The organism is Phnomibacter ginsenosidimutans, assembly GCF_009740285.1.
GTDB classification, from domain to species: Bacteria; Bacteroidota; Bacteroidia; order Chitinophagales; family Chitinophagaceae; genus Phnomibacter; species Phnomibacter ginsenosidimutans.
On the sequence record NZ_CP046566.1, the window covers coordinates 1020102 to 1041031 of the forward strand.

The 20930-nt window shown below is 47.5% G+C and carries 15 protein-coding genes; 9 read left to right on the forward strand and 6 right to left on the reverse strand.

Annotation, left to right across the window (positions count from 1 at the left end):
* Positions 1 to 11: 11 nt before the first annotated feature.
* Positions 12 to 1586 (reverse strand): glutamine-hydrolyzing GMP synthase, encoded by a 1575-nt coding sequence (guaA, locus tag GLV81_RS04475; RefSeq protein WP_157477238.1) that lies wholly within the window; start codon positions 1584 to 1586, stop codon positions 12 to 14.
* Between the two features lie 203 nt (positions 1587 to 1789).
* Between guaA and GLV81_RS21080 the strand changes: the two genes are divergently transcribed.
* A complete protein-coding gene (locus tag GLV81_RS21080; RefSeq protein ID WP_281350776.1) occupies positions 1790 to 1924 on the forward strand; it encodes a hypothetical protein in 135 nt (44 codons plus the stop codon).
* A 14-nt stretch (positions 1925 to 1938) separates the two neighbouring features.
* On the forward strand, positions 1939 to 2532 hold the full coding sequence (locus GLV81_RS04480; protein ID WP_197428934.1) for a head GIN domain-containing protein: 594 nt from the start codon (positions 1939 to 1941) through the stop codon (positions 2530 to 2532).
* A 74-nt stretch (positions 2533 to 2606) separates the two neighbouring features.
* Here GLV81_RS04480 and pbpC read toward each other — a convergent pair whose 3' ends face one another.
* Positions 2607 to 4901: a penicillin-binding protein 1C gene (pbpC, locus tag GLV81_RS04485; RefSeq protein WP_197428935.1), complete on the reverse strand. Its 2295-nt coding sequence runs from the start codon at positions 4899 to 4901 to the stop codon at positions 2607 to 2609.
* Positions 4902 to 5186: 285 nt separating this feature from the next.
* Here pbpC and GLV81_RS04490 point away from each other — a divergent pair, with 285 nt between their 5' ends.
* From GLV81_RS04490 to GLV81_RS04500, 3 genes are all read left to right on the forward strand, one after another.
* Positions 5187 to 8786, forward strand: a complete 3600-nt coding sequence (locus GLV81_RS04490; protein ID WP_157477242.1) for an alpha-2-macroglobulin family protein — start codon at positions 5187 to 5189, stop codon at positions 8784 to 8786.
* A 16-nt stretch (positions 8787 to 8802) separates the two neighbouring features.
* On the forward strand, positions 8803 to 10593 hold the full coding sequence (locus GLV81_RS04495) for an alpha-2-macroglobulin family protein (RefSeq protein WP_197428936.1): 1791 nt from the start codon (positions 8803 to 8805) through the stop codon (positions 10591 to 10593).
* A 71-nt stretch (positions 10594 to 10664) separates the two neighbouring features.
* Positions 10665 to 11639, forward strand: coding sequence for an AAA family ATPase (locus GLV81_RS04500; RefSeq protein WP_157477246.1), 975 nt, complete (start codon positions 10665 to 10667; stop codon positions 11637 to 11639).
* Positions 11640 to 11742: 103 nt separating this feature from the next.
* On the opposite strand, the gene GLV81_RS04505 is transcribed toward GLV81_RS04500, so the two are convergent.
* On the reverse strand, positions 11743 to 12966 hold the full coding sequence (locus tag GLV81_RS04505; RefSeq protein ID WP_197428937.1) for an MFS transporter: 1224 nt from the start codon (positions 12964 to 12966) through the stop codon (positions 11743 to 11745).
* 222 nt (positions 12967 to 13188) lie between these two features.
* On the opposite strand from GLV81_RS04505, the gene GLV81_RS04510 reads away from it, so the two are divergent.
* The 3 genes from GLV81_RS04510 to GLV81_RS19970 are packed head-to-tail and all read left to right on the forward strand — an operon-like array spanning position 13189 to position 14397.
* The gene (locus GLV81_RS04510) at positions 13189 to 13644 is read left to right on the forward strand and encodes a hypothetical protein (protein WP_157477247.1); all 456 of its coding nucleotides are present in this window, start codon (positions 13189 to 13191) and stop codon (positions 13642 to 13644) included.
* On the forward strand, positions 13635 to 14006 hold the full coding sequence (locus GLV81_RS21665; protein WP_157477249.1) for a glycosyl hydrolase: 372 nt from the start codon (positions 13635 to 13637) through the stop codon (positions 14004 to 14006). The genes GLV81_RS04510 and GLV81_RS21665 overlap by 10 nt, the downstream gene beginning before the upstream one ends.
* Positions 13933 to 14397 (forward strand): glycosyl hydrolase, encoded by a 465-nt coding sequence (locus tag GLV81_RS19970; protein ID WP_425500014.1) that lies wholly within the window; start codon positions 13933 to 13935, stop codon positions 14395 to 14397. The genes GLV81_RS21665 and GLV81_RS19970 overlap by 74 nt, the downstream gene beginning before the upstream one ends.
* 149 nt (positions 14398 to 14546) lie before the next feature.
* Here the strand turns inward: GLV81_RS19970 and GLV81_RS04525 are convergent, their stop codons facing one another.
* The 3 genes from GLV81_RS04525 to GLV81_RS04535 all read right to left on the reverse strand — a co-directional run bounded on the left by GLV81_RS04525 (position 14547) and on the right by GLV81_RS04535 (position 18889).
* A complete protein-coding gene (locus GLV81_RS04525; RefSeq protein WP_157477253.1) occupies positions 14547 to 15797 on the reverse strand; it encodes a DUF819 family protein in 1251 nt (416 codons plus the stop codon).
* Between the two features lie 71 nt (positions 15798 to 15868).
* Complete coding sequence (locus tag GLV81_RS04530; protein ID WP_157477255.1) at positions 15869 to 18262, reverse strand: TonB-dependent receptor; 2394 nt, start codon at positions 18260 to 18262, stop codon at positions 15869 to 15871.
* 36 nt (positions 18263 to 18298) lie between these two features.
* Positions 18299 to 18889, reverse strand: a complete 591-nt coding sequence (locus GLV81_RS04535) for a DUF3347 domain-containing protein (protein ID WP_157477257.1) — start codon at positions 18887 to 18889, stop codon at positions 18299 to 18301.
* Between the two features lie 95 nt (positions 18890 to 18984).
* On the opposite strand from GLV81_RS04535, the gene GLV81_RS04540 reads away from it, so the two are divergent.
* Positions 18985 to 20928 (forward strand): ABC-F family ATP-binding cassette domain-containing protein, encoded by a 1944-nt coding sequence (locus tag GLV81_RS04540; RefSeq protein ID WP_157477258.1) that lies wholly within the window; start codon positions 18985 to 18987, stop codon positions 20926 to 20928.
* The last annotated feature ends 2 nt before the right edge of the window (positions 20929 to 20930 follow it).

A 20930-nucleotide genomic window follows, 5' to 3' on the forward strand; every position in this document is an offset into this window, starting at 1 on the left:
ACAAGGGCGATTTATTCCCATTCAATGGTAGCCGGCGGCTTACTACTGATGTCGTATACCACCCGGTTAATGCCTTTTACATTGTTGATGATTTCATTGCTGATATGCGCCAGAAACTCATAGGGCAAGTGTGCCCAGTCTGCCGTCATACCGTCTACACTGGTTACAGCCCTGAGGGCCACGGTAAATTCATAGGTACGTTCATCGCCCATTACACCTACGCTTTTTACAGGTAGTAAAATGGTGCCCGCCTGCCATACTTTATCATACAGCCCGTGTTGCTTCAATCCGTTGATATAAATGGCATCGGCGTTTTGCAGCAGCGTAACTTTCTCTTCGGTTACTTCGCCCAAAATGCGAATGGCCAAACCCGGACCGGGGAAGGGATGACGGAACAGCAAATCATGCGGAATGCCCAGTTCTACACCTACACGGCGTACTTCATCTTTAAACAAAAAGCGGAGTGGTTCTACCAAATCCAGCTTCATGGTATCGGGCAGGCCGCCTACGTTGTGATGGCTCTTGATGGTTTGACTGGGGCCGTGTACGCTTACACTTTCAATCACATCGGGGTAAATGGTACCCTGACCTAAAAAGCTGATGTCGGTGAGTTTGTGTGCCTCCTGATCAAACACTTCAATAAAAGTGTTGCCAATGATTTTGCGTTTTTCTTCGGGGTCGGTTTTGCCAGCCAGTTTGGTGTAAAAATGCTCCCGTGCATCTACACCCTTCACATTCAGGTCGAGCACTTTGTAGGTTTCTATCACCTGTGCAAATTCATCTTTGCGCAGCACTCCGTTGTCTACAAAAATGCCGAAGAGATTTTTGCCCACGGCTTTGCTGATAAGCACTGCAGCTACGGTAGAATCTACACCACCGCTCAGCGCCATAATCACTTTTTTATCGCCGATCTGTTGTTTCAGGTTGGATACTGTTTCGCTGATGAAGTGAGCCGGTGTCCAATCGCCGCTGCATCCGCAGGTGTTGTACAAAAAGTTTTTGATGAGTGTTTTACCCTCGGTGCTGTGGTAAACTTCGGGGTGAAACTGGAAACCGTAAAGAGGGAAGTCCGAAAGTCCTGAATTTTCTTTCTGACTTTCCGACTTTCCGACTTGCTGACTTTTCCTGAAAGCCGCCACCGGAATGCTATCTGTTGTGGCCAAAATTTCAAAACCTTCGGGCAGTTCTTTAATGCTGTCGCTGTGGCTCATCCATACCTGGCTGCGGTCGCTGATGCCGGCCAGCAGGCTATCGTCTTGTTGCTTCACCATGTAAGCACGACCGTATTCCCGCTTGTCGCTTTTTTCTACCCGGCCACCGTACAGTTTGGCGGTCAGCTGTGCACCGTAGCACACACCCAATACGGGCAGTTGGGCATTCATGGCAGCTACATCTACCACCGGCGCTTTTTCGTCGTTTACACTAAAAGGACTGCCACTCAAAATGATGCCTTTAAGGCCCGCTTCGTAGTTTACCGGCTTGTGGTAAGGTTGAATTTCGCAATACACGTTGGCTTCCCGCACAGCACGGGCAATGAGTTGTGTGTATTGGCTGCCAAAATCGAGGATGAGAATTTTTTCGGTCATGATGGGCGCAAAGATAACGGCCATAGGGCAGGAACGAACCGCGAAGCGGTATGCATGGGAAAATTTGCGCAGGGCAGGGGAAAACCACTGCTGTCGTCTTATGCTGGCTACGCTGACCATGCTTTGGCTACCACTCAACAAAAGATGCCAACCGTCTGCCCAAAGCCTTTTGGCATTTTGCCCACGAATCTGAAATTTTGTTAATGAAATCTAAAGAGATGAAAAAGCAATACTTCCTATATATCCTGCTGGCATTGCTGCCGGTATTAAGCAGTTGTCATTTTTGGATGGATACTGTAACCGGCAATGGCCATGTAACCACCGAAAAAGATCGGTAGCTGGTTTCTCCAAATTGTCGTTTGGAGGCCCGTTTGAGGTGGAAGTGATTCCCGGAGAAGACTTTGCTGTAACCATTGAAGCGGAAGAAAACCTGATGCAATACATCAATATTGATAAGGATGGCGATAAGCTGAAAGTAAAAGTGATGGAGGGGATTAACCTTCGTACCCGTAAAGACATTCACATACGGGTGAGCCTGCCCAAAGTGGAAAGCATTGGTTTTGCCGGCAGTGGCCATGTAAATGTAAAAGGCACCATCAAAGACGTTGAAAAACTGGAACTCTCTGTGGCTGGTAGCGGCGATATTGTAGCGGCACTCGATTGCCCGGAAGTGGAAGGCGATATTGCCGGTGCCGGCAGCATTACCCTCAGTGGTACCACCCGCAAACTCAAGCTGGATGTAGCCGGAGCCGGCGATTGCAAATGCGAAAAACTGTTGGCAGAGGAAGTGAATATCAGCATTGCGGGTAGTGGCAATGCATGGGTATACGCCAGCATAAAACTGGATGTAAGCGTAGCCGGCAGCGGCGATATTTACTACCGTGGCAATCCTTCCATCAAGCAAAGCATTGCGGGTAGTGGCGATATCAAAAAGATGGAAGAATAAACGACATCAATCTACAACCGTTACCAGTATACTAATATCGCGGTTGCGGCCTTTGTCATCGGTACAAGAAATTTTTACCTGCCCCGCTTCGGGGGCAAAAACACAGCTTCGCCGGGCAAGGCGGCTTTGTAAAAACGATTGTTGATGTACCAGTAAACCCTTGCTACATCGGCCTCTGCCTGGCAGCGCAGCATAATGGGTTCGGGCTGCGATTTTTCAATGAAATACTCTGCTCTGTTGTCGGGCGATACAATGGTGGGCCCGTTGCCGCTAAATACCCGCTGGCACTGCGGATTGTGCGGCGGTATTCTTTCATATGCTATTTGCCTTTGGTCGAAATAGGCTTGCAATTCTGGTGCAGCTTCCTTGTACCATTTTCTTTTAAAACCATTAGCAGGAACGCAATTCACACAGTAGCTTATTCTCTCATCGGCTGATATCATCACTTCTTTTTCTGCATTGCACACTGCTGCTGGTGAAATGAGCGGCAGAAAAAAATCGGTGGTTACATGTTGGCAATGTTCTGCCGGAGGCAATCCACTGTCGGCGCAAACCATGCGGCTATCCATGGTTGCAGGCATGCGAAACCAGTTTTTATCATTGTCGTAGTCAATGCTGTTGAAAATGCGAAACAACAACGGGGTGGCAATGCTGGCACCGCTGAGTTCGGGTATGCCTTGTCCGCTAAAATTGCCCACCCATACACCCACAGTATATTTTGTGTTGTAGCCAATGCTCCATGCATCGCGGCGGCCATAGCTGGTGCCGGTTTTCCAGGCAATGCGGGGCAGGGCACCGGTGGCTTGCCAGTGTACCGGAAAATCTGGGCGTTCAATATTGCTGAGTATTTCGTGAAGCATATAGCTGGCACCACTGCTGAGGATGCGGCTGGGCCGTTGGCTGCTGTCCTGTACTTGATAACGTGGTGCATGGTACAAACCCTCCGTAGCAAAGGCGCTAAACAAACCCGTGAGTTCTTCCAGCGTGGTGCCACAGCCGCCCAATATCATGCTCAGTCCGAGTTTTTTTTCGTCTTTGGCTATTTGGTTGAAACGGGCTTTTACCAAGGCAGCAACCATTTTTTCTTTACCCAACCGATGCAGCATTTTTACGGCAGGTATGTTTAGCGAATGCGACAACGCATACTCCATGCTTACCGCACCATTGAATTGCTGATCATAGTTTTCGGGGACGTAGCCACCAAAGTTGCTGGCCACATCGTTGATGCGCATTTTGGGTGTCAGCATGCCTGCATCAATACAAAGTCCGTAGAGTAGTGGTTTGAGGGTGCTGCCCGGCTGGCGAACGGCTGCAGCACCATTTACCTGACCACCATCAATGGTATCAGTAAAATCAGCCGAACCAATGTAGGCCTCTACCGCATGCGTTTGATTGTTGATGATAACCACCGCCGCATGATGAATGTTGTAGATGCGCAATGGCCGTACATAATCCGCCACCAGCTTTTCTGTTTTTAGTTGCAGCTCACTGTTGAGGGTAGACTGCACCATGGCCTGTCCGCTATTGCGTAGCCGTTGCGATAAGTGGGGGGCCATTCGGGGTACGGGCAATCGGGTGGCTGTGAGTGGTTCTGCTATGGCATCGGCAATATCGGTGTGGGGGTACAAGCCATCTTTTTCAAACTGTTGCAGCCAGCGGTTGCGTTCGCTTACAATCAATGCATTGTTGCGCCCCATCCGTAAGCTGGTGGGCCGGTTAGGGATGATGCTCAGCGCCGTTATTTCTGCCAAACTCAGGTGGTCGGGGTTTTTATTGAAGTACAACCACGATGCCGATTTGATGCCTTCAATATTGCCACCCATGGGCACCAGATTGAGGTAGAGCTGCAATATTTCTGATTTGCTGTACCGCCATTCCAGTTGCAAAGCCCGGATGGTTTCAATGGCTTTGCTCCACAGGTTGCGGGGCCTGGGTTCGAGCAGGCGTACCACTTGCATGGTAATGGTGGATGCACCAGAGGTAACACGACCTCGCATTATATTTTTTACCAAAGCACGACCAACAGCTACGGGATTGATGCCCGGGTGATAATAAAACCAGCGATCTTCTTTGTGTACAATGGTTTGTTGCAGCAGGGGCGAAATTTCGTGCAACTCTGTTTTCATGCGCCACTTTTCGTCGGGGGTGAGGTAGGCATGAATCACCTGGCCTTTGTTGTCGGTAATGATGGTGCTGTAGGCAGGCAAATCGGGTGGTGGAAACAGCACATTGATGCTCATGAACAATAAAAACAAAGCTGCTATCCAGCGAAGCATTTTCCAACCACGCCGCTGCCAGGCTGGTAGTGAGGCAGCATGGTTGTTAGCAGTATTCGCAGCAGAAAAAAACGACGGAGCATAAGAAAACAAGTTGCCGGAAGGCTGCTTAAAAGTAGGGCTTGATTGATTGTGATGGATGTGCCGTTGGCAATTAATGAATGATTAACGATTGCAGACTTGTGTGTGCATCTTTTTCCGTTGTACTTTCAAAATGGCAATGCACCGCTACATTCTGCGGCAAGCTTGCCTTCACATGACCAACCTCGTTGGCAGTTTTGCTGCCCTTGCTACACATTTATCAACTGCCTTGCTGCAGTGCCGTTTTTACCCACGGCTTTGTGCTATATTTCCCTACGCTACACAACCAATTATTGTATGAACAGGTTTTCTGCTGCCAGCCTGCGCTGGATGATGGCGCTGCTTTTTGTATCTGCTGCTATTTGGAGTTGCAACCGAAATGCAGTGAGTTTGAGCTACACCAATGCCCGTGATGAAGTACCACAGTTGGGCAACCTCACTTTTCGGTTTTCGGCGCCATTGGCTACCGATAGTATGCTCAACCAATGGGACAGTACCGAGTATGTCAGTTTTTCTCCCAAAATCAGGGGCCGCTTCCGTTGGGAAAGCCGCGACCAGCTGGTGTTTTCACCCGCAGAACCCTTGCCGCCGGCCAGCAGTTTTACGGCCAGCCTCAATAAGGTATTGCTGAAGCGAACCGATTTTACCAGCATCGAAGAAGACGATGAACTGACCTTTAAAACGGCAGATTTAAAACTGGAAAACACCCATGCATTTTGGACCTTGCCCGATGGTGCTGCCGCTGCTATTCCGCAAATTGATTTGTACTTCAACTACAATGTTGATCCCAAAGCATTGATGGATAAACTGACCGCGGAGTTGGATGGCAATAATGTAGAAGTAGAACTCATAACCGTTAGCAACGAATCGAAAGTGAGTGTGCGGCTACGCAATGTAAAACCGGAAGACAAAGATTTGGCATTGCAACTCAGCATTGCTAAAGGCCTGGTGCCCGATAAAGGCAAAAACGGTACGGCGAAAGAAGAAAAGATAGAAGCGGTGTTGCCATCACCATTTGTGTTGAGTATAAACGATGTAACGGCTGAGCATGATGGTGTGCAGGGAAGCATCTTGATTAAAACCAGTCAGCAGTTGGTGGCGGGCCAGTTTGCTTCGTTCATAGAGCTATCGCCAACTGCTGCTTATAGCTCCCAACTTACCGAAGACGGATTGCTCATTACCAGTGAGCAGTTCAGTGTGGACAATAGCTACACGCTGACTTTTAAGAAAGGCCTGCGAGGAAAAGTAGGTGGGGTGCTGAAAGAAAACTACAGCACCAGCGTGGCGTTTGGTAGCCTCGAACCTTCGCTGAGTTTTGCTAGTAGCAAAGCTGTTTATTTAGGAAAGAATGGCGCAAAGAATATTGAAGTACGCATTGCCAATGTACCTAAGATAAAAGTGATTGTTTCGAAAGTGTACGAAAGCAATTTGCTGATGGCGCATCGCTATGGCTATTATCCCAAAGAGCAAAAAGGAAATGAAGACGAAGAAGATTATTATTACTACGAAGAAGATGGCGATGCAGTACTCGGCGATGTGGTGTATGAGTCTGTCATAGATACAAGGTCGTTGCCGAAGTACGGCAGTGGTCGCTTGTTTCAATTCAACCTCACCGATAAACTGTCTGACGTAAAAGGCATTTACCATGTAAAAATCCGTTCTACCGAAGATTACTGGATAAGTGACAGCCGTTTTGTAGCCCTGAGTGATGTGGGCCTCATAGCCAAGCAGGGCGTTGATAAAATGCTGGTATTTGCCAATAGCATACAAACGGCCAAAGCCATGAGTGGCGTGGCGGTAAGTGTGTACGGCGCCAACAATCAACTGTTGGGTACTGCTACAACCAATAGTGATGGTGTAGCAGAAGTACCCTTCGCCCGGCAAGAATTCAGCGGCTTTAAACCGGCGATGGTCATTGCCAAAACCGGCGACGATTTCAACTACCTGCCCTTTCATAACACGGCCGTGAATACTTCCCGTTTTGAAGTAGGGGGCAAACGCATCAACAGCACCGGCCTCGATGCATTTGTGTATCCTGAAAGAGATATTTATCGCCCCGGCGAAAAAATGAATGCTGCGGTAGTACTGCGAGACCGCAACTGGAAAAGTCCGGGCAGCATTCCCATCAAAATGAAAGTGCTGATGCCGAATGGCAAAGAGCTGACCAGCCTGCGCAAAAACCTGAATGCACAAGGCGCTGCTGAAGTAAATGTGCCACTCAGTGCATCTGCTATTACGGGTACTTATGTATTGGAAGTATACAACGGCAACGATGTGTTGCTGGCCAGCAAAAACCTGAAAGTAGAAACCTTTATGCCTGATAGAATAAAGGTGAACGCCAATCTGGATAAGGAATCAGCGATGCCCGGACAATCTATTCAATTGAACCTGCAGGCCAGCAACTATTTTGGCCCGCCGGCAGCTGGGCGAAAATATGAATGCGAAATACAGGTGAAACAAAAACACATTGCACCTGCCAAATACAACAAGTTCGACTTCGACCTCAGCAATGAACGCACCATTTTTGATAAGGTATTGCGGGAAGGATTAACCAACGAGCAAGGCATTGCCAATACCGCTTTTGATGTGCCCGCTATGTATGCCAACCTTGGTGTGTTGGAAGCCAGTTTTTTCAGTACAGTTTTCGATGAAACCGGGCGGCCGGTAAACCGTGTGTCGAGGGCCACCATTTACACTCAATCGGTGCTGTTTGGTTTGGGCAATACCGGCTGGAATTATTTCCCATTGCGGCAAAACATCAACTTTCCGGTGATAGCCATCAACAGCAAAGAGCAGGTGATGAATGCCACTGCACAAATACAAGTGATTAAGCATGAGTACCGCACCGTGTTGTCGAAGAGCGGCTCCTACTTCCGCTACGAATCGCAAAAGGAAAGCAAAGTGATAGCATCACGCACCATGCAGGTGAGTGGTGAGCAATCGGTATTTCCATTTACACCCACTACCCCCGGCGAATATGAAATACGCATTGCTGCACCGGGCGTAAGCAACTACGTGAGCCAGCGGTTTTACAGCTATGGCGCTTGGGGCAATGCCGATGCTGCGTTTGAAGTAAACCGCGAAGGCAACGTAGATATTTCATTGGATAAAAACAGCTACAACAATGGCGAAACCGTGAAGGCTTTGTTTAAAACACCATTTAACGGCCGCATGTTGGTGACGGTTGAAACAGATAAAGTCGTGAGCTATCAGTATGTTGATGTCAACAATAGAAATGCCAGCCTCAACCTCAAAATTGATGACCAGTATTTGCCGAATGCCTACATCAGTGCGACGTTGTTTAAGCCACATACGGTAACTGATATGCCGTTGACAGTGGCGCATGGTTATGCTAACATCAAAGTGGAAGACAAGAGCAAACGCATGACGGTGAGCATTGATGCAAAAAAGGAAACTCGAAGTAGAACGCATCAAAAAGTAACCGTGAAAGCGGCGCCCAACAGCATGGTCACACTGGCTGCTGTTGACAATGGAGTGCTGGCCGTTTCCAATTTCAAAACACCCGATCCGTTTGCGCATTTTTTTGCCACCCGTGCATTGAGTGTAAATGGTTATGATTTGTATCCGTTGCTGTTTCCTGAGCTGCGCCGCACCATCAGCAGCAGTGGTGGCGATGCTGACTTGCAATTGAGCCAGCGTCAAAACCCCATGCCCGACAAACGGGTGAAGTTGGTGAGCTTTTGGAGTGGCATTCGCCAAACCGGCAGCAATGGTGAAGCCACTTTCGAATTTGATATTCCGCAGTTTAGTGGCGAGGTGCGATTGATGGCAGTGGCTTGCAAAGACAACCAGTTTGGTGCTGCAGAAAGCAATATGAAAGTAGCCGATCCGCTTGGTGGTGAGTACGGCATTGCCTCGCTTCATGAGCCCTGGTGATACCGTGTTAGTTCCTGTGACCATAACAAACACCACCAACAAAACGGCCAGCATCAATGCAAAGTTGTTAACTACAGCCGGAGTACAAGTCGCAGGCAGCAATACTGCCACTACGAGCATCGAAGGCAAACGGGAAGGTCGTGTGTTGTTTAAGTTGTTTGCACCAGCTTCCATTGGTACCGCCAACATTAAAGTTGAAATAAACGGACTGGGTGAACAATTCCTGGATGAAACAGATATCAGTATTCGTCCGGCCTCTACTTTGCAAAAGCTGAATGGTGCACAAGTCATTCCTGCCAACACTGCACAAGTGTTGCGTATGAATACATTGGATTTTATTCCACAGAGTTTGAACTATACGCTGACTGTGAGTCGCAATCCTTTGCTGGAGTTGGGTGGACAGTTGCAATACCTTGTTCAGTATCCTTTTGGTTGTACGGAGCAAACAGTGTCGGTGGCATTTCCGCAATTGTATTTTTCCGACTTATCGGATATGGTGCATACACAAAAAGGGTTGCAGAAAAGTGCGAACGAAAATGTGGCCGAAGCCATTCGCAAAATAAAAATGCGCCAGCTGTACAACGGCGGCGTTACACTATGGGATAATGAAAGCCAGGAAAGCTGGTGGACAACTGCATACGCCGCTCATTTTTTGGTAGAAGCCAAAAAAGCCGGCTACGAAGTAGACAGAAGTTTGCTGGAAACCATGCTCAATTATCTCAACAATAAACTGCGCAACAAAGAGCTGGTGGCTTATTTCTACAACCGCAATTTGCAAAAGAAAATTGCGCCCAAAGAAGTAGCATATAGCTTATATGTTTTGTCATTGGCAGGAAGACCTGCCGTGGCTGCTATGAACTATTACAAAACCAATCAAAAGGATTTGGCGTTGGATAGTCGCTACTTATTGTCGGCGGCATACACGCTGGCTGGCGATAAGGCTTCCGCTAAAGCATTGCTACCCGGAAGCTTTGCCGGAGAAGAAGCCGTAGCCAGCACCGGCGGTAGTTTTTACAGTGATATACGTGATGAAGCCGTGGCGCTGAATGCATTGATAGATGCAGAGCCAACCAACACGCAAGTGGGTGTAATGGCCAGGCATGTAGCAGCCAAACTCAAAGGCCGCAGCTGGTACACTACGCAGGAATGTGCGTTTGGTTTTGTGGCTTTGGGTAAAATAGCCCGTAAATCTGGCGCTACTAACGCAACTGCAGTGGTGACCGTAGGCGGTAAGCAAGTAGGTATGATGAGTGGTGCTCCATTGCAACTCACCAAGGCACAATTGAACAGCACCAACATTCAAATTACCAGCAAAGGCAATGGTAATATTTATGCATGGTGGCAAACGCAAGGCATCAGTGCCAGTGGCGCTTACAAAGAGGAAGACAGTTACTTGAAAGTGCGTCGTAGTTTTTACGACCGTTTTGGAAGACCTGTGAGTAGTAACAGCTTTAAACAAAATGATTTGATTGTGGTGAAGCTTACGTTGGAAAAAACATACAGCGGCACTATTGACAACGTTGTGTTGACAGATATTTTGCCAGCCGGTTTTGAAATTGAAAACAGTCGCATTAAAGAATTGCCCGGCAACGAGTGGATAAAAGATGCCAGCAATCCGCTGCATACCGATATCCGAGACGACCGCATTCATTTCTTTACCAACCTCAACGGACGCCAAACATTTTACTACACGGTAAGGGCTGTGTCACCCGGTACATTTACCATTGGCCCTGCCAGCGCCGATGCCATGTACAATGGCGAGTACCATTCTTATCACGGGGCTGGAACCATCAAAATTGTGCAGTAAGCTGCGGTTTGCCCGTTATTGATATTGATTAATAGAATATTTTAGCCACGGCGAAGAAAGCCGACCTGATTATGGAAGAAATGTTTGAAAGCAGAACGGATTTAAGCAGACTGAGCGAAGCCGTATCACAGATGCGGGGTGCTATCGGCAGGGTAGTTGTAGGCCAGGCAGAAATGGTTGACCTTATGATTGCCGGTTTGCTGTGCGACGGTCACTTGCTGATTGAAGGTGTACCCGGTGTGGCCAAAACCTTGTCTGCCAAGTTGCTGTCCCGTAGCATTGCGGTGCCATTTAGTCGCCTGCAGTTTACGCCCGACCTCATGCCGAGTGATGTGTTGGGTACTTCGGTATTCAATCCGCAAAACATGCAGTTTCAGTTTAAGCCCGGCCCTGTGTTTTCAAATATTGTACTGATTGATGAAATCAACCGTGCCCCGGCCAAAACACAATCGGCTTTGTTTGAAGTAATGGAGGAACGTCAGGTGACAGTGGATGGCCAAACCTATCCTATGCAAGAGCCATTTATTGTAGTGGCTACGCAAAACCCGGTAGAGCAGGAAGGTACTTACCGCTTGCCCGAAGCACAACTTGACCGTTTCTTGTTTAAAATAAATGTGGGCTACCCAACGGTACAGGAAGAAGTGCAGATTTTGCAACAGCAACAACACCAGAGTGCCGCTGAATTGTTGCAGGAAGTACAACCCGTGTTGAACGCCGGCGATATCGCTTGCTTCCGTTCGCTGGTACGACAAATGGTGGTGCAGCCTAAGTTGCTGGAGTTTATTGCAAGCATTATTGCCAGCACCCGCAATAATCCTTCATTGTATCTCGGTGCATCTCCCCGTGCATCGTTGGCCATTTTGAAAGCTGCCAAAGCCATGGCAGCAATACGTGCCCGTGATTTTGTATTGCCCGAAGATATTTTGGGCATTGTGCCGCATGTGTTACGGCATCGTATCATTCTTTCACCAGAAAAAGAAATGGAAGGCTTTACCGCAGATGATATGGTACAGCAGTTGTTGGAGAAAGTGGAAGTGCCGAGGTAACATCAGTTAACGAGTTGATTGGTTGATAAGTTAACTGGTTAATTTGAGATTAGGGAAAGAGATTCATTCTTGATAAAAACGCTTCTGATGTAGAGGCGTTTTTTTATGTAGTGATTCTTTTACGCAGTGCCAGTAAACCCAGTATGGGTCCGATGGCCAGTAGCATGTATACGAATGTCAGTGGTAATTTATCCGAAAAAAAGTGAAGGGTTTGAATACTCACAATGGTAATAGCAAAGCCAATGCTGTTGACAATGGTGAGTGCCGATCCTTTTGATTGTGCGGGTGCATGTTGCGCTACCAACGATGAAAACAACGGTGAATCAGCTATCACAAACAATCCCCACAACCATAGAAAAATCAGCAATGCAATTGTTGAAGGTTGTTGCAATAGTAGTGGAGAAACTAAGCAGCAGCAACAGGAAAGTAACAACGCCTTGCTGGCAATGTTGGCAGTGCCAAATGATTGAGATAAATATCCTGCCACTACACAAGCCAATCCGCCAGAAGCAATAATCACAAATGCAAACAGCGGTACATCTATCTTGCTTTGCGGGTGAGTGCTGTTGTAATACTGCAACATCACTGGTACAAAAGCCCAAAATGCATACAGCTCCCACATGTGGCCAAAATAGCCGAGTGCTGCCTGCCGGAAATGCGGCTGTCGAAAGCCAGCAGCAAAAGCACCGAACGAAAATTGTTGTGGCTTACTGCGGTGCGGGCCATCGGGTACCAACAACCACATGCCTACTCCGCCAATGATGGCAAGGGTAGTGGTACAATACAATACATATCGCCATGGAACGCCTTGCAACATGTTGCTAAGTAAATGCGGAAAAGCAGTGCCCACAACTAATGCACCAACCAAAAAGCCCAACGATTTTCCCAAGCCCTGCTGAAAATAATCGGCAGCTATTTTCATGCCTACAGGATAAATGCCTGCGAGAAAAAAGCCGGTGAAAAATCTAAACAACAATACTTGCATGGGTTGCAAATCTGTAATGCTCATGCCTAAGTTGAAGATGCCAGCACAAATAGCACTCAGCATAAAAACAGTAGCCGGTGAAAAGCGATCAGCAATGGCCAGTATGGCAAACAGCAATGTACCCGTAATGAAACCCAATTGTACACTGCTGGTAAGGTGTGCTACAAAATCTGCATCGAGGTGTAGCTCTTGGCTAAGGGGGCGCATCACTGCATTGCCTGCAAACCATAAGGATGTACAGAGAAATTGTGCCAGCACAATCACGGGCAAAATGTATTTCGGCGGCTGTTGTACAGTCATGGCAATGTAGTCATCTGAACGATAAATATATTCTTCCTGCACATTCAAATACTCGATTGCTGCAGCGGGGTAAATTCATTCCAAATGTGCGGCGCAAATGTTTCAAACTGGCTTAGGCATGCAAACTGCTGTTTGTAGCGGGTTTACTTTCATGCACAACAATGCCAATGCTTGCTTGCATTCATTTGCTGACGCAAAAAGTTTTTTCTTATATCGCTCAGTTGTTGAGTAAGAGAGCAGCAATGGCTAAGAAAAATCATTCCTATGAAGAGCGGTTTAGTTTGGATAGCCAGCATCGCATTGCTGATGGCGGCATGTAAAAAAGAAAAAGTAAGCACAGGTGGCGGTACAGTTACCCCACCACCACCCGGCGGTGGCGCTGCTGTTTATTCGGGTAGCAAACTGGCCATTTCTACCGGTCTTTCACTGCAGAATCCGTTGATTGAATTGGGCGCAGATACAGTGTTCAGCAGTTATACTTTGGGGTCTTCCTTGGTGAAGCGAATACCTACTGGCTTCGAAGACAAAATCATTTCCATTTACTTGCCCAAAGGTTACATGGCGGTGTTGGCGGCCAATAGTGATGGCACTGGTGAAGCCATTACACTCATTGCCAAAGACAGCGCCATCAAGGCAAATTTGCCCACCCGTTTGCGCAACAATATTTCATACATCCGTTACATCCGCTTTACCGATCAGGATAAAAAGGTGTGTGCCTGACCGACTCTAACAGGGTCAAACTTTTTCAAACAGGTTGGTATTATGGCTGGAGTTTCAACAGGCCTTCATTTGGTCCGTTGCAATACGTGCCTATGACCTGGGGTAAAGGCGCTGCCATTGATGACAATGCCAGGTATTTGATTGAACGAAACGATATCGATCATCTCTTGTCATTCAACGAACCCGACAACAGCAGTCAGTCGAATGTGCCGGTGGATACGGCTGTGGCACGATATAAAACAATGCTCAAAACTGGGTTGCGTTTGTTCTCGCCGGCATGTACACAAGATCAGGGCATTTGGTGCTGGCAAATGGCAAACAGAATTCATGAGCAAAATACAAAGTCAACGTGTTCGTATTGATGGTATTGCTGTGCACTGGTACGATTGGGGCAATCAAACCAACAATGCAGCTACTGATTCATTAACTGCTGAAAGAGTATTCAATCGCTTCAAAACCTACATTCAAAATGTTCGCACAGCTTATCCAAATTTACCCATCTGGATCACTGAATTCAATGCCAATATGAACCGCAAATCGCAAGTCGTGCAGATGTATTTCATGAAGCTTTCTACTGAATGGTTGAATACACTCGATTACGTTGAACGGTATTCATTTTTCTTTGAGCCAGATTATCCTTCAGCAAACCCGGATGGCACCATGTCAGCCATTGGTGCGTATTGGAAAAGCCTGCCAACCACCAAAGCGTATACAGGTGGCAATCATATAGCCGATGCTACGTTGATAAAATAGTAAGAGGCTTACAGCTGAAGACTCAAAGCATAAAGCCATATTCGTTAAATAATGATTTACAAACATGCAATAGGTTGATGATAAAGGCGATGTTTCTTTTTTTGAAACGTCGCTTTTTTATTACAGCACAAAAAGAATTGCAACTGGTGTTATCCACCCGATACCCATTGCATGAGCAGGCCGCAAACGTAAGCGCCGCCTGTGCCAATGGCATATCCCAGCACCGCCAGCAATACACCCACCGGCGCCAGTACTGGTGAGAATGCTGCTGCTACAATAGGTGCACTGGCCGGACCACCAATATTGGCCTGACTACCGACCGCTACAAAAAAGAATGGCGCCTTAATCAGTTTGGCTATGCCCAGCATAATGAGGATGTGAAATGCCAACCACGTAAACGCCAGCAGCAACAATTTTGGATGATCGAAAATGGCGAAGATGTTCATTTTCATGCCGAGGGTTGCAACCAGCACGTACAAGAGCAAAGTACCTGTTTTAGAAGCACCAGCATGATCGAGGTCTCTGGCTTTGGTAAACGACAGCAGCAATCCAATAAGCGTTGCCATCAGTATCAGCCAGAAAAATTTGCTCGTCAAACTAAACTGTGCCAGTTGTGGTGCATGCAATTCAATGGCTGGTGCAATATTGTCGGCAATGAGATGCGCCAAACCTGTAACGCCAAATCCAACACCTGCAATCAATGTAATATCGGCCAGCGAAGGAATACGGTCGCCCTGCTGATGGTACTGTTCCATTTTTTTGCGTAGCGTTTCAATGGCAGATGCATCGGCTTTGAGTTTGGCATCCAGCTTGGGGGCAATGCCGGCACCGTACAATAAAAACGCCATCCACACATAGGCCGTAATCACATCAATGGCAATCATAGCACTAAAGAGTTGATCGCTGATGCCAAAAATTTCTTTCATGGCGGCCTGGTTGGCACCGCCGCCAATCCAGCTGCCGGCAATGGCCGTCAGGCCACGCCATACGGCATCGGGGCCTTCGCCACCTACGGCTTGCGGATCAATAATGGTAAACAACCACACCGCCAGCGGGCCACCAATCATAACGCCTAACGAGCCTACCAAAAACATAATGAGTGCTTTGCCACCGAGTTTTCTGATGGAAGGAATATCTACCGTGATGGTGAGCAGAACCAAACTGGTGGGTAAGAGATAATCTCTGATGACAGGATAGAGCCCCGATTTTTCGCCATCAATAATGCCAAACGAATTGAACAGTGAAGGCAGAAAATAACACAGCAATAAAGAGGGCACAAACTGATAAAACCGCTTCCAGCCTTTGTGGTTGCTAGATGATGTAACGAAGACAAACGCAAGAATGGAAACCAGCAGTCCGAAAACTACTGCGTCGTTGCTGATGATGGCCAAATACTGCATGCAGCATAATTACTGGTTTTGTAGTGAACAACCAATTTTAGCAACAGCATACACAATGCAAAGCCTGTGTTTTAGAATTTAAAATTCCAGGTTACACTGGGGATGATGGGAAATAACGACACCTGATAGGCTTTTACTTGTTGTGTGCCTTGTTGCGGGTCGCCTTCCTGATCGAAGTAAATAAAGTAGGGGTTGAGCCTGCTGTACAAATTGTAAATGCTGAAGACCCAGCTACTCTTAAACTTCTTTTGGCTGTTAGGTTTGGGCGTATACGTAGCACTCACATCGGCCCGATGATAAGAAGGTAACCTGTACGCATTGATGCGACTGAATTCTTGTGTGAGAATGCCACCCACTACATAAAACCTTTCGGGAAAAGTAGCCGCATTGCCGGTGCCATACACAAACACGCCCCCCAGTTTCCATTTGGGGTTCAGGTTGTAGTTGAGCACCACACTCATATCGTGGCGGCGGTCATATTTTGCCGGATATTTTATGCCTGCGTTCAGGCTATCAAATTGCCGCCATGTCCAGCTGAGGGTGTAGCCTACCCAGCCGGTAAGCCTGCCACGGGTTTTGTTCACAAACAATTCTATGCCATAGCTCCAACCTTTGCCAAACGTAAAATCTTCTTCCGGGTCGTTGAGTGATGGGGTGAATCCTTCCTTGTATTCAATTTGATTCAACATGTTTTTATAATATACTTCTATCGAAGTTTCAAACATGTTGTTCTTGAAATTCTGGAAATAGCCCGCAGCATATTGCCAGCCATCCTGTGGCCGTACACGGTAGGTGCTCGGCACCCACAAATCGGTGGGCAGGGTAGTGCCGCTGTTGGTAGCCAGGTGTATGTATTGCAGGTTGCGGGTTACCGCAGCTTTAATACTGCTGTTGGCACCGGTGCTGTAGCGCAGCGTAAAACGAGGCTCCAAACCGCCATAGTTTTTCACTGTTTTTCCCTTGCCAAAAAAGCTGCTGTCGAGGGAGTTGCCTTGTGCATCTTTATCATACAAAAAATAAGGCCCCACTTGGTTAAAGCCGCTCAAACGCAGGCCAGCACCGAGTTTCAGCTTGCTGGTTACCTCCCAGTCGTCTTGTATGTAAAAGGCATATTCACGGGCATATTTTTTACCAGTGTTCGAAGGATTGAACACGGTAGCGCCTTGGCTGCCACTTACCTGATTGGGCAAAAAAGTATGGTAGGTGTATTGTGCACCAAACTTGATTTTGTGTTCGGGCAATGGATAATAATCGAAATCAATTTTGGCATTCAGGTCTTGAATGCCGCTGCTCAACGTAATGCGGAAATCATTTTGCAGTGCATCAAATTTGAATTTGTAATCGTTGTACACCAGTGTGGTGTTGGCGAAAATCTTTTTACTGAAAATATGGTTCCAGCGAACGGTGGCCGTACTGTTTCCCCAGGGAATATCTGTATTAAAAGCTCTCTCTTTGTTGCGGAATGTAAATACATCTCTACCGAAATAGCCACTCAAATACAAGCGGTCTTTTGCCCCCAACCGAAAGTTCATTTTGGTATTGAGGTCGTAGAAAAAATAACCACTGCCATACAGGTTGGCATCCTTGCTGATGAATGGTTTTACCAATGCATCAATATAAGTACGCCTGCCTGCTACAATAAATGATGATTTGCCTTTTTCAATGGGGCCTTGTGCAGCAAAACGGGATGCAATCGTACCCACACCACCTTCAAATTCATAGTCCTGATTGTTGCCGTCCTTCATGGTTACATCTACCACACTGCTTAGCCTACCTCCGTATTGCGCCGGCATACCACCTTTAATGAGGCTCACATTTTTGATAGCATCACCATTAAACACGGAGAAGAAACCAAACAGGTGACCGGTATTGTACACCACAGCATCGTCAAGCACAATCAGGTTTTGATCGGCGCCACCACCACGTACATAAAATCCGGCATTGCCTTCGCCGGCATTGCGTACACCGGGCAGTAGTTGCAAGGCTTTCAGCACATCTACTTCACCCAAAAAAGCAGGTATTTGTTTGATGCGTTCAATGCTCAAATCAACCTTGCCCATTTGTGCTGTTTGTACGTTGTTTTCTTTTTTCCGACCCACTACAGTTACCTGCGTATTGGCATACGAGGCTGGCAGCAGTAAAATATCCAGCTGCACATCTTTACTGCTGTTGAGCGGAAATGTTTTGGTTTCGTAGCCCACAAAGGATGCTTGCAATTCGGTTTCCCCGGCTGTTATCGTCAGCGAATAAAAACCGTAGGCATTGCTCGATACCCCGCGGCTGGCGCCTTTCAGGTAAATATTGGCACCCTGCAGGCTTTCGCCCGTCAGCGAGTCTTTCACAAATCCACTGATAGTAATGCGTTGTGCCTGCGCAAAAACGCTAAGGCTTACAAAAAAAGAAATCAGTAAAAACCGGTATGTGCAAAGCTGCCGATAGGACAGCTGGTAAAATTTATTTTCCATGGTGTGCGTACATAACAGCAAAAAGCCCGCTGCTGTTTACTGTACAAAATTTACCGAGTCGCGGTTTTCACCACAGTCCAGCATGTCGTCGCCAAAATAGGGGTTGCGTATAGCGGATTGCTGGCTCAGCCAGTTGGCGCCGGCATTGTCGAAAGCCATGGGGCAATGCTGCTGATACACTTTGCCGCCTTTGTATTGTACGGTGCGGAGCATGTCAAAAAACTGATCGCTGATGGTTTGCAACGAACGGTATTTTTTTGTCCAGTCGCTGCTGGCGGCAATGGCTGTCGCCTCTGTGGCAATTCCCTGCTGAATGCCCGCTGCCAATGCAATCAGTTGGCTGTCGGCTTTCAGCTCCTGCATGGCTATGGCTTGCATACTGGCTGCAAAAGAGCCGGCCCGCAGGTTAATAGCCGTGCTGTCTTTTTGTACAAATGCTTCAGTAAGCTGATAATATTCGCCCAATGCCCGCTGTACCGATACCGAAAATGAATCGGACACGGCACTTACCTGCAACGGCGCAGGTGCTGTTGTAGCTTCATCATCGCTGTGGCGAAAACCAAAATAATAGGTGAGTCCGCCACCAATAATAACAACCGCCAACAACATCAAAATCTTACGAGGCATGTTCAAATGTTTGTGCAAATGTAATTGTAAGCCGCCTTGGGCAAGCGTTGGTTTTTGCCCACGGCCCACTATTGCCCAACCCTTACTTTTGCGCCATGCTCGCAGGTTTTAACAATGTCACTTTTGAATTTGGCGCCAGGGTTATCGTTTCGGATGCTACCTGGCATATACAGCCCAACGAACGTATTGGATTGATAGGCTACAACGGCACGGGTAAATCTACCTTGCTGCGGTTGCTGGTGGGCGAATACACCTGCTCGGCAGGTACGGTAGAAAGAGGAAAGAATGTGCAGATTGGTTTTTTGCATCAGGATTTGCTGAGTACGGAAATAGAAAAGCCCGTGCTTGAAGTGGCCATGGATGCATTTACCGAAGCCCGCCGACTGGAAGCCGAACTGCGCAAATTGGAAAAACAGCTGGAAACCGACCACAGCAACGAAGTGTTGCTGCACCAGTATGCCGATATGCTGCACGACTTTGAACTGGCCGGTGGCTATACCATGCAGCACCAAAGCGAAGAGGTACTGCACGGCCTGGGTTTTGAAACCGACCAGTTTGAAAAACCATTCAATCAGTTTAGCGGTGGCTGGCGGATGCGGGTATTGCTGGCCAAACTCATTTTGCAAAAGCCTGAAATTCTGTTGCTCGACGAACCGACCAACCACCTTGACCTACCCAGTATTGAATGGTTGGAAAAATACCTGCAGCATTACCCCGGCAGCGTGGTCATTGTAAGCCACGACAAATACTTTATGAACCGCATGGTAAATAAAGTAGTGGAGCTATACCAGCAGCAACTGCACATGTACACAGGCAATTTCGATTTTTATGAAAAAGAAAAAGCCGAACGCATTGCCCTGCAAAAACGAGCTTTCGAAAATCAGCAGGATTACATACGCCAGCAGGAACGTTTTATAGAACGCTTTAAAGCCAAGGCCAGCAAGGCCGCACAGGCACAAAGTGTGGCCAAGCGCCTCGATAAACTTGACCGAATAGAAGATGTAGAAATAGAACGCCCCAACATTCGCATCAACTTTATGGTAGGCCAGCAGCCCGGCCGCACCATTTGTACCCTCAAGCATGTGAGCAAGGCTTATGGCGATGTAGAAATTTTACGCAACACCAGTGCTGAAATTTTCAGGGGCGATAAAGTAGCGCTGATTGGCGCCAACGGCAAGGGTAAATCTACCTTGCTGCGCATCATAGCCGGCACCGAAAAAATTGAAGGGGAACGCATTTGGGGCCACAATGTGCAGGAGGCTTTTTATGCCCAGCACCAATTGGAATCGCTGAATGTAAACCACACCGTACTGGAAGAAATGACGACCAGCCGTGCCGGCAAAACTGAACTGGAATACCGGGCACTCTTGGGTTGTTTCCTTTTTAGCGGCGATGACACCGATAAAAAAATCAAGGTATTGAGCGGGGGCGAAAAAGCCCGGGTTGCCTTAGCGAAAACCATTGTGAGCAAGGCCAACTTTCTGATGCTCGATGAGCCGACCAACCACCTGGACATGCACAGCGTGGAGCTGCTCATTGAAGCCCTCAATAAATACGAAGGCAGCCTTATCATCGTTAGCCACGACCGTTATTTTATTTCCCGCACGGCCAATGTGTTTTGGGAAATCATCAACCACGAAATCCGTGAGTTCAGGGGCACCTACGAGGAATATTTAGAATGGAAAGAAAAGCTGCTGCAACAGGAAGCTGCAGCCAAACAAGTGCAGCTGGCACCAGAACCTGTGGTTGTAAAAGCCGTGCAGCCCAAGCCACAACCAGTAAACCGGGAGTTGCAAAAGGAATATCAGAAGCAGCAAAAAGCATTTGAAAAACAAGAGCAACAGCTGCAACAGTTGCAGGTAAAAATGCAGGAGGTGGAAGGTCGCATGGCTGATCCGGCAGTGTACGCCGACAAGCAACAATTTTTGCAGGCTGAAAAAGATTACAGCACGGTAAAGCAACAGCTCGATACCGCCCAACAGCAATACGAAAAAGCTTTTGAAGCCCTGATGGAACTGGAAGAGCAGTTGAAAGGTTGATG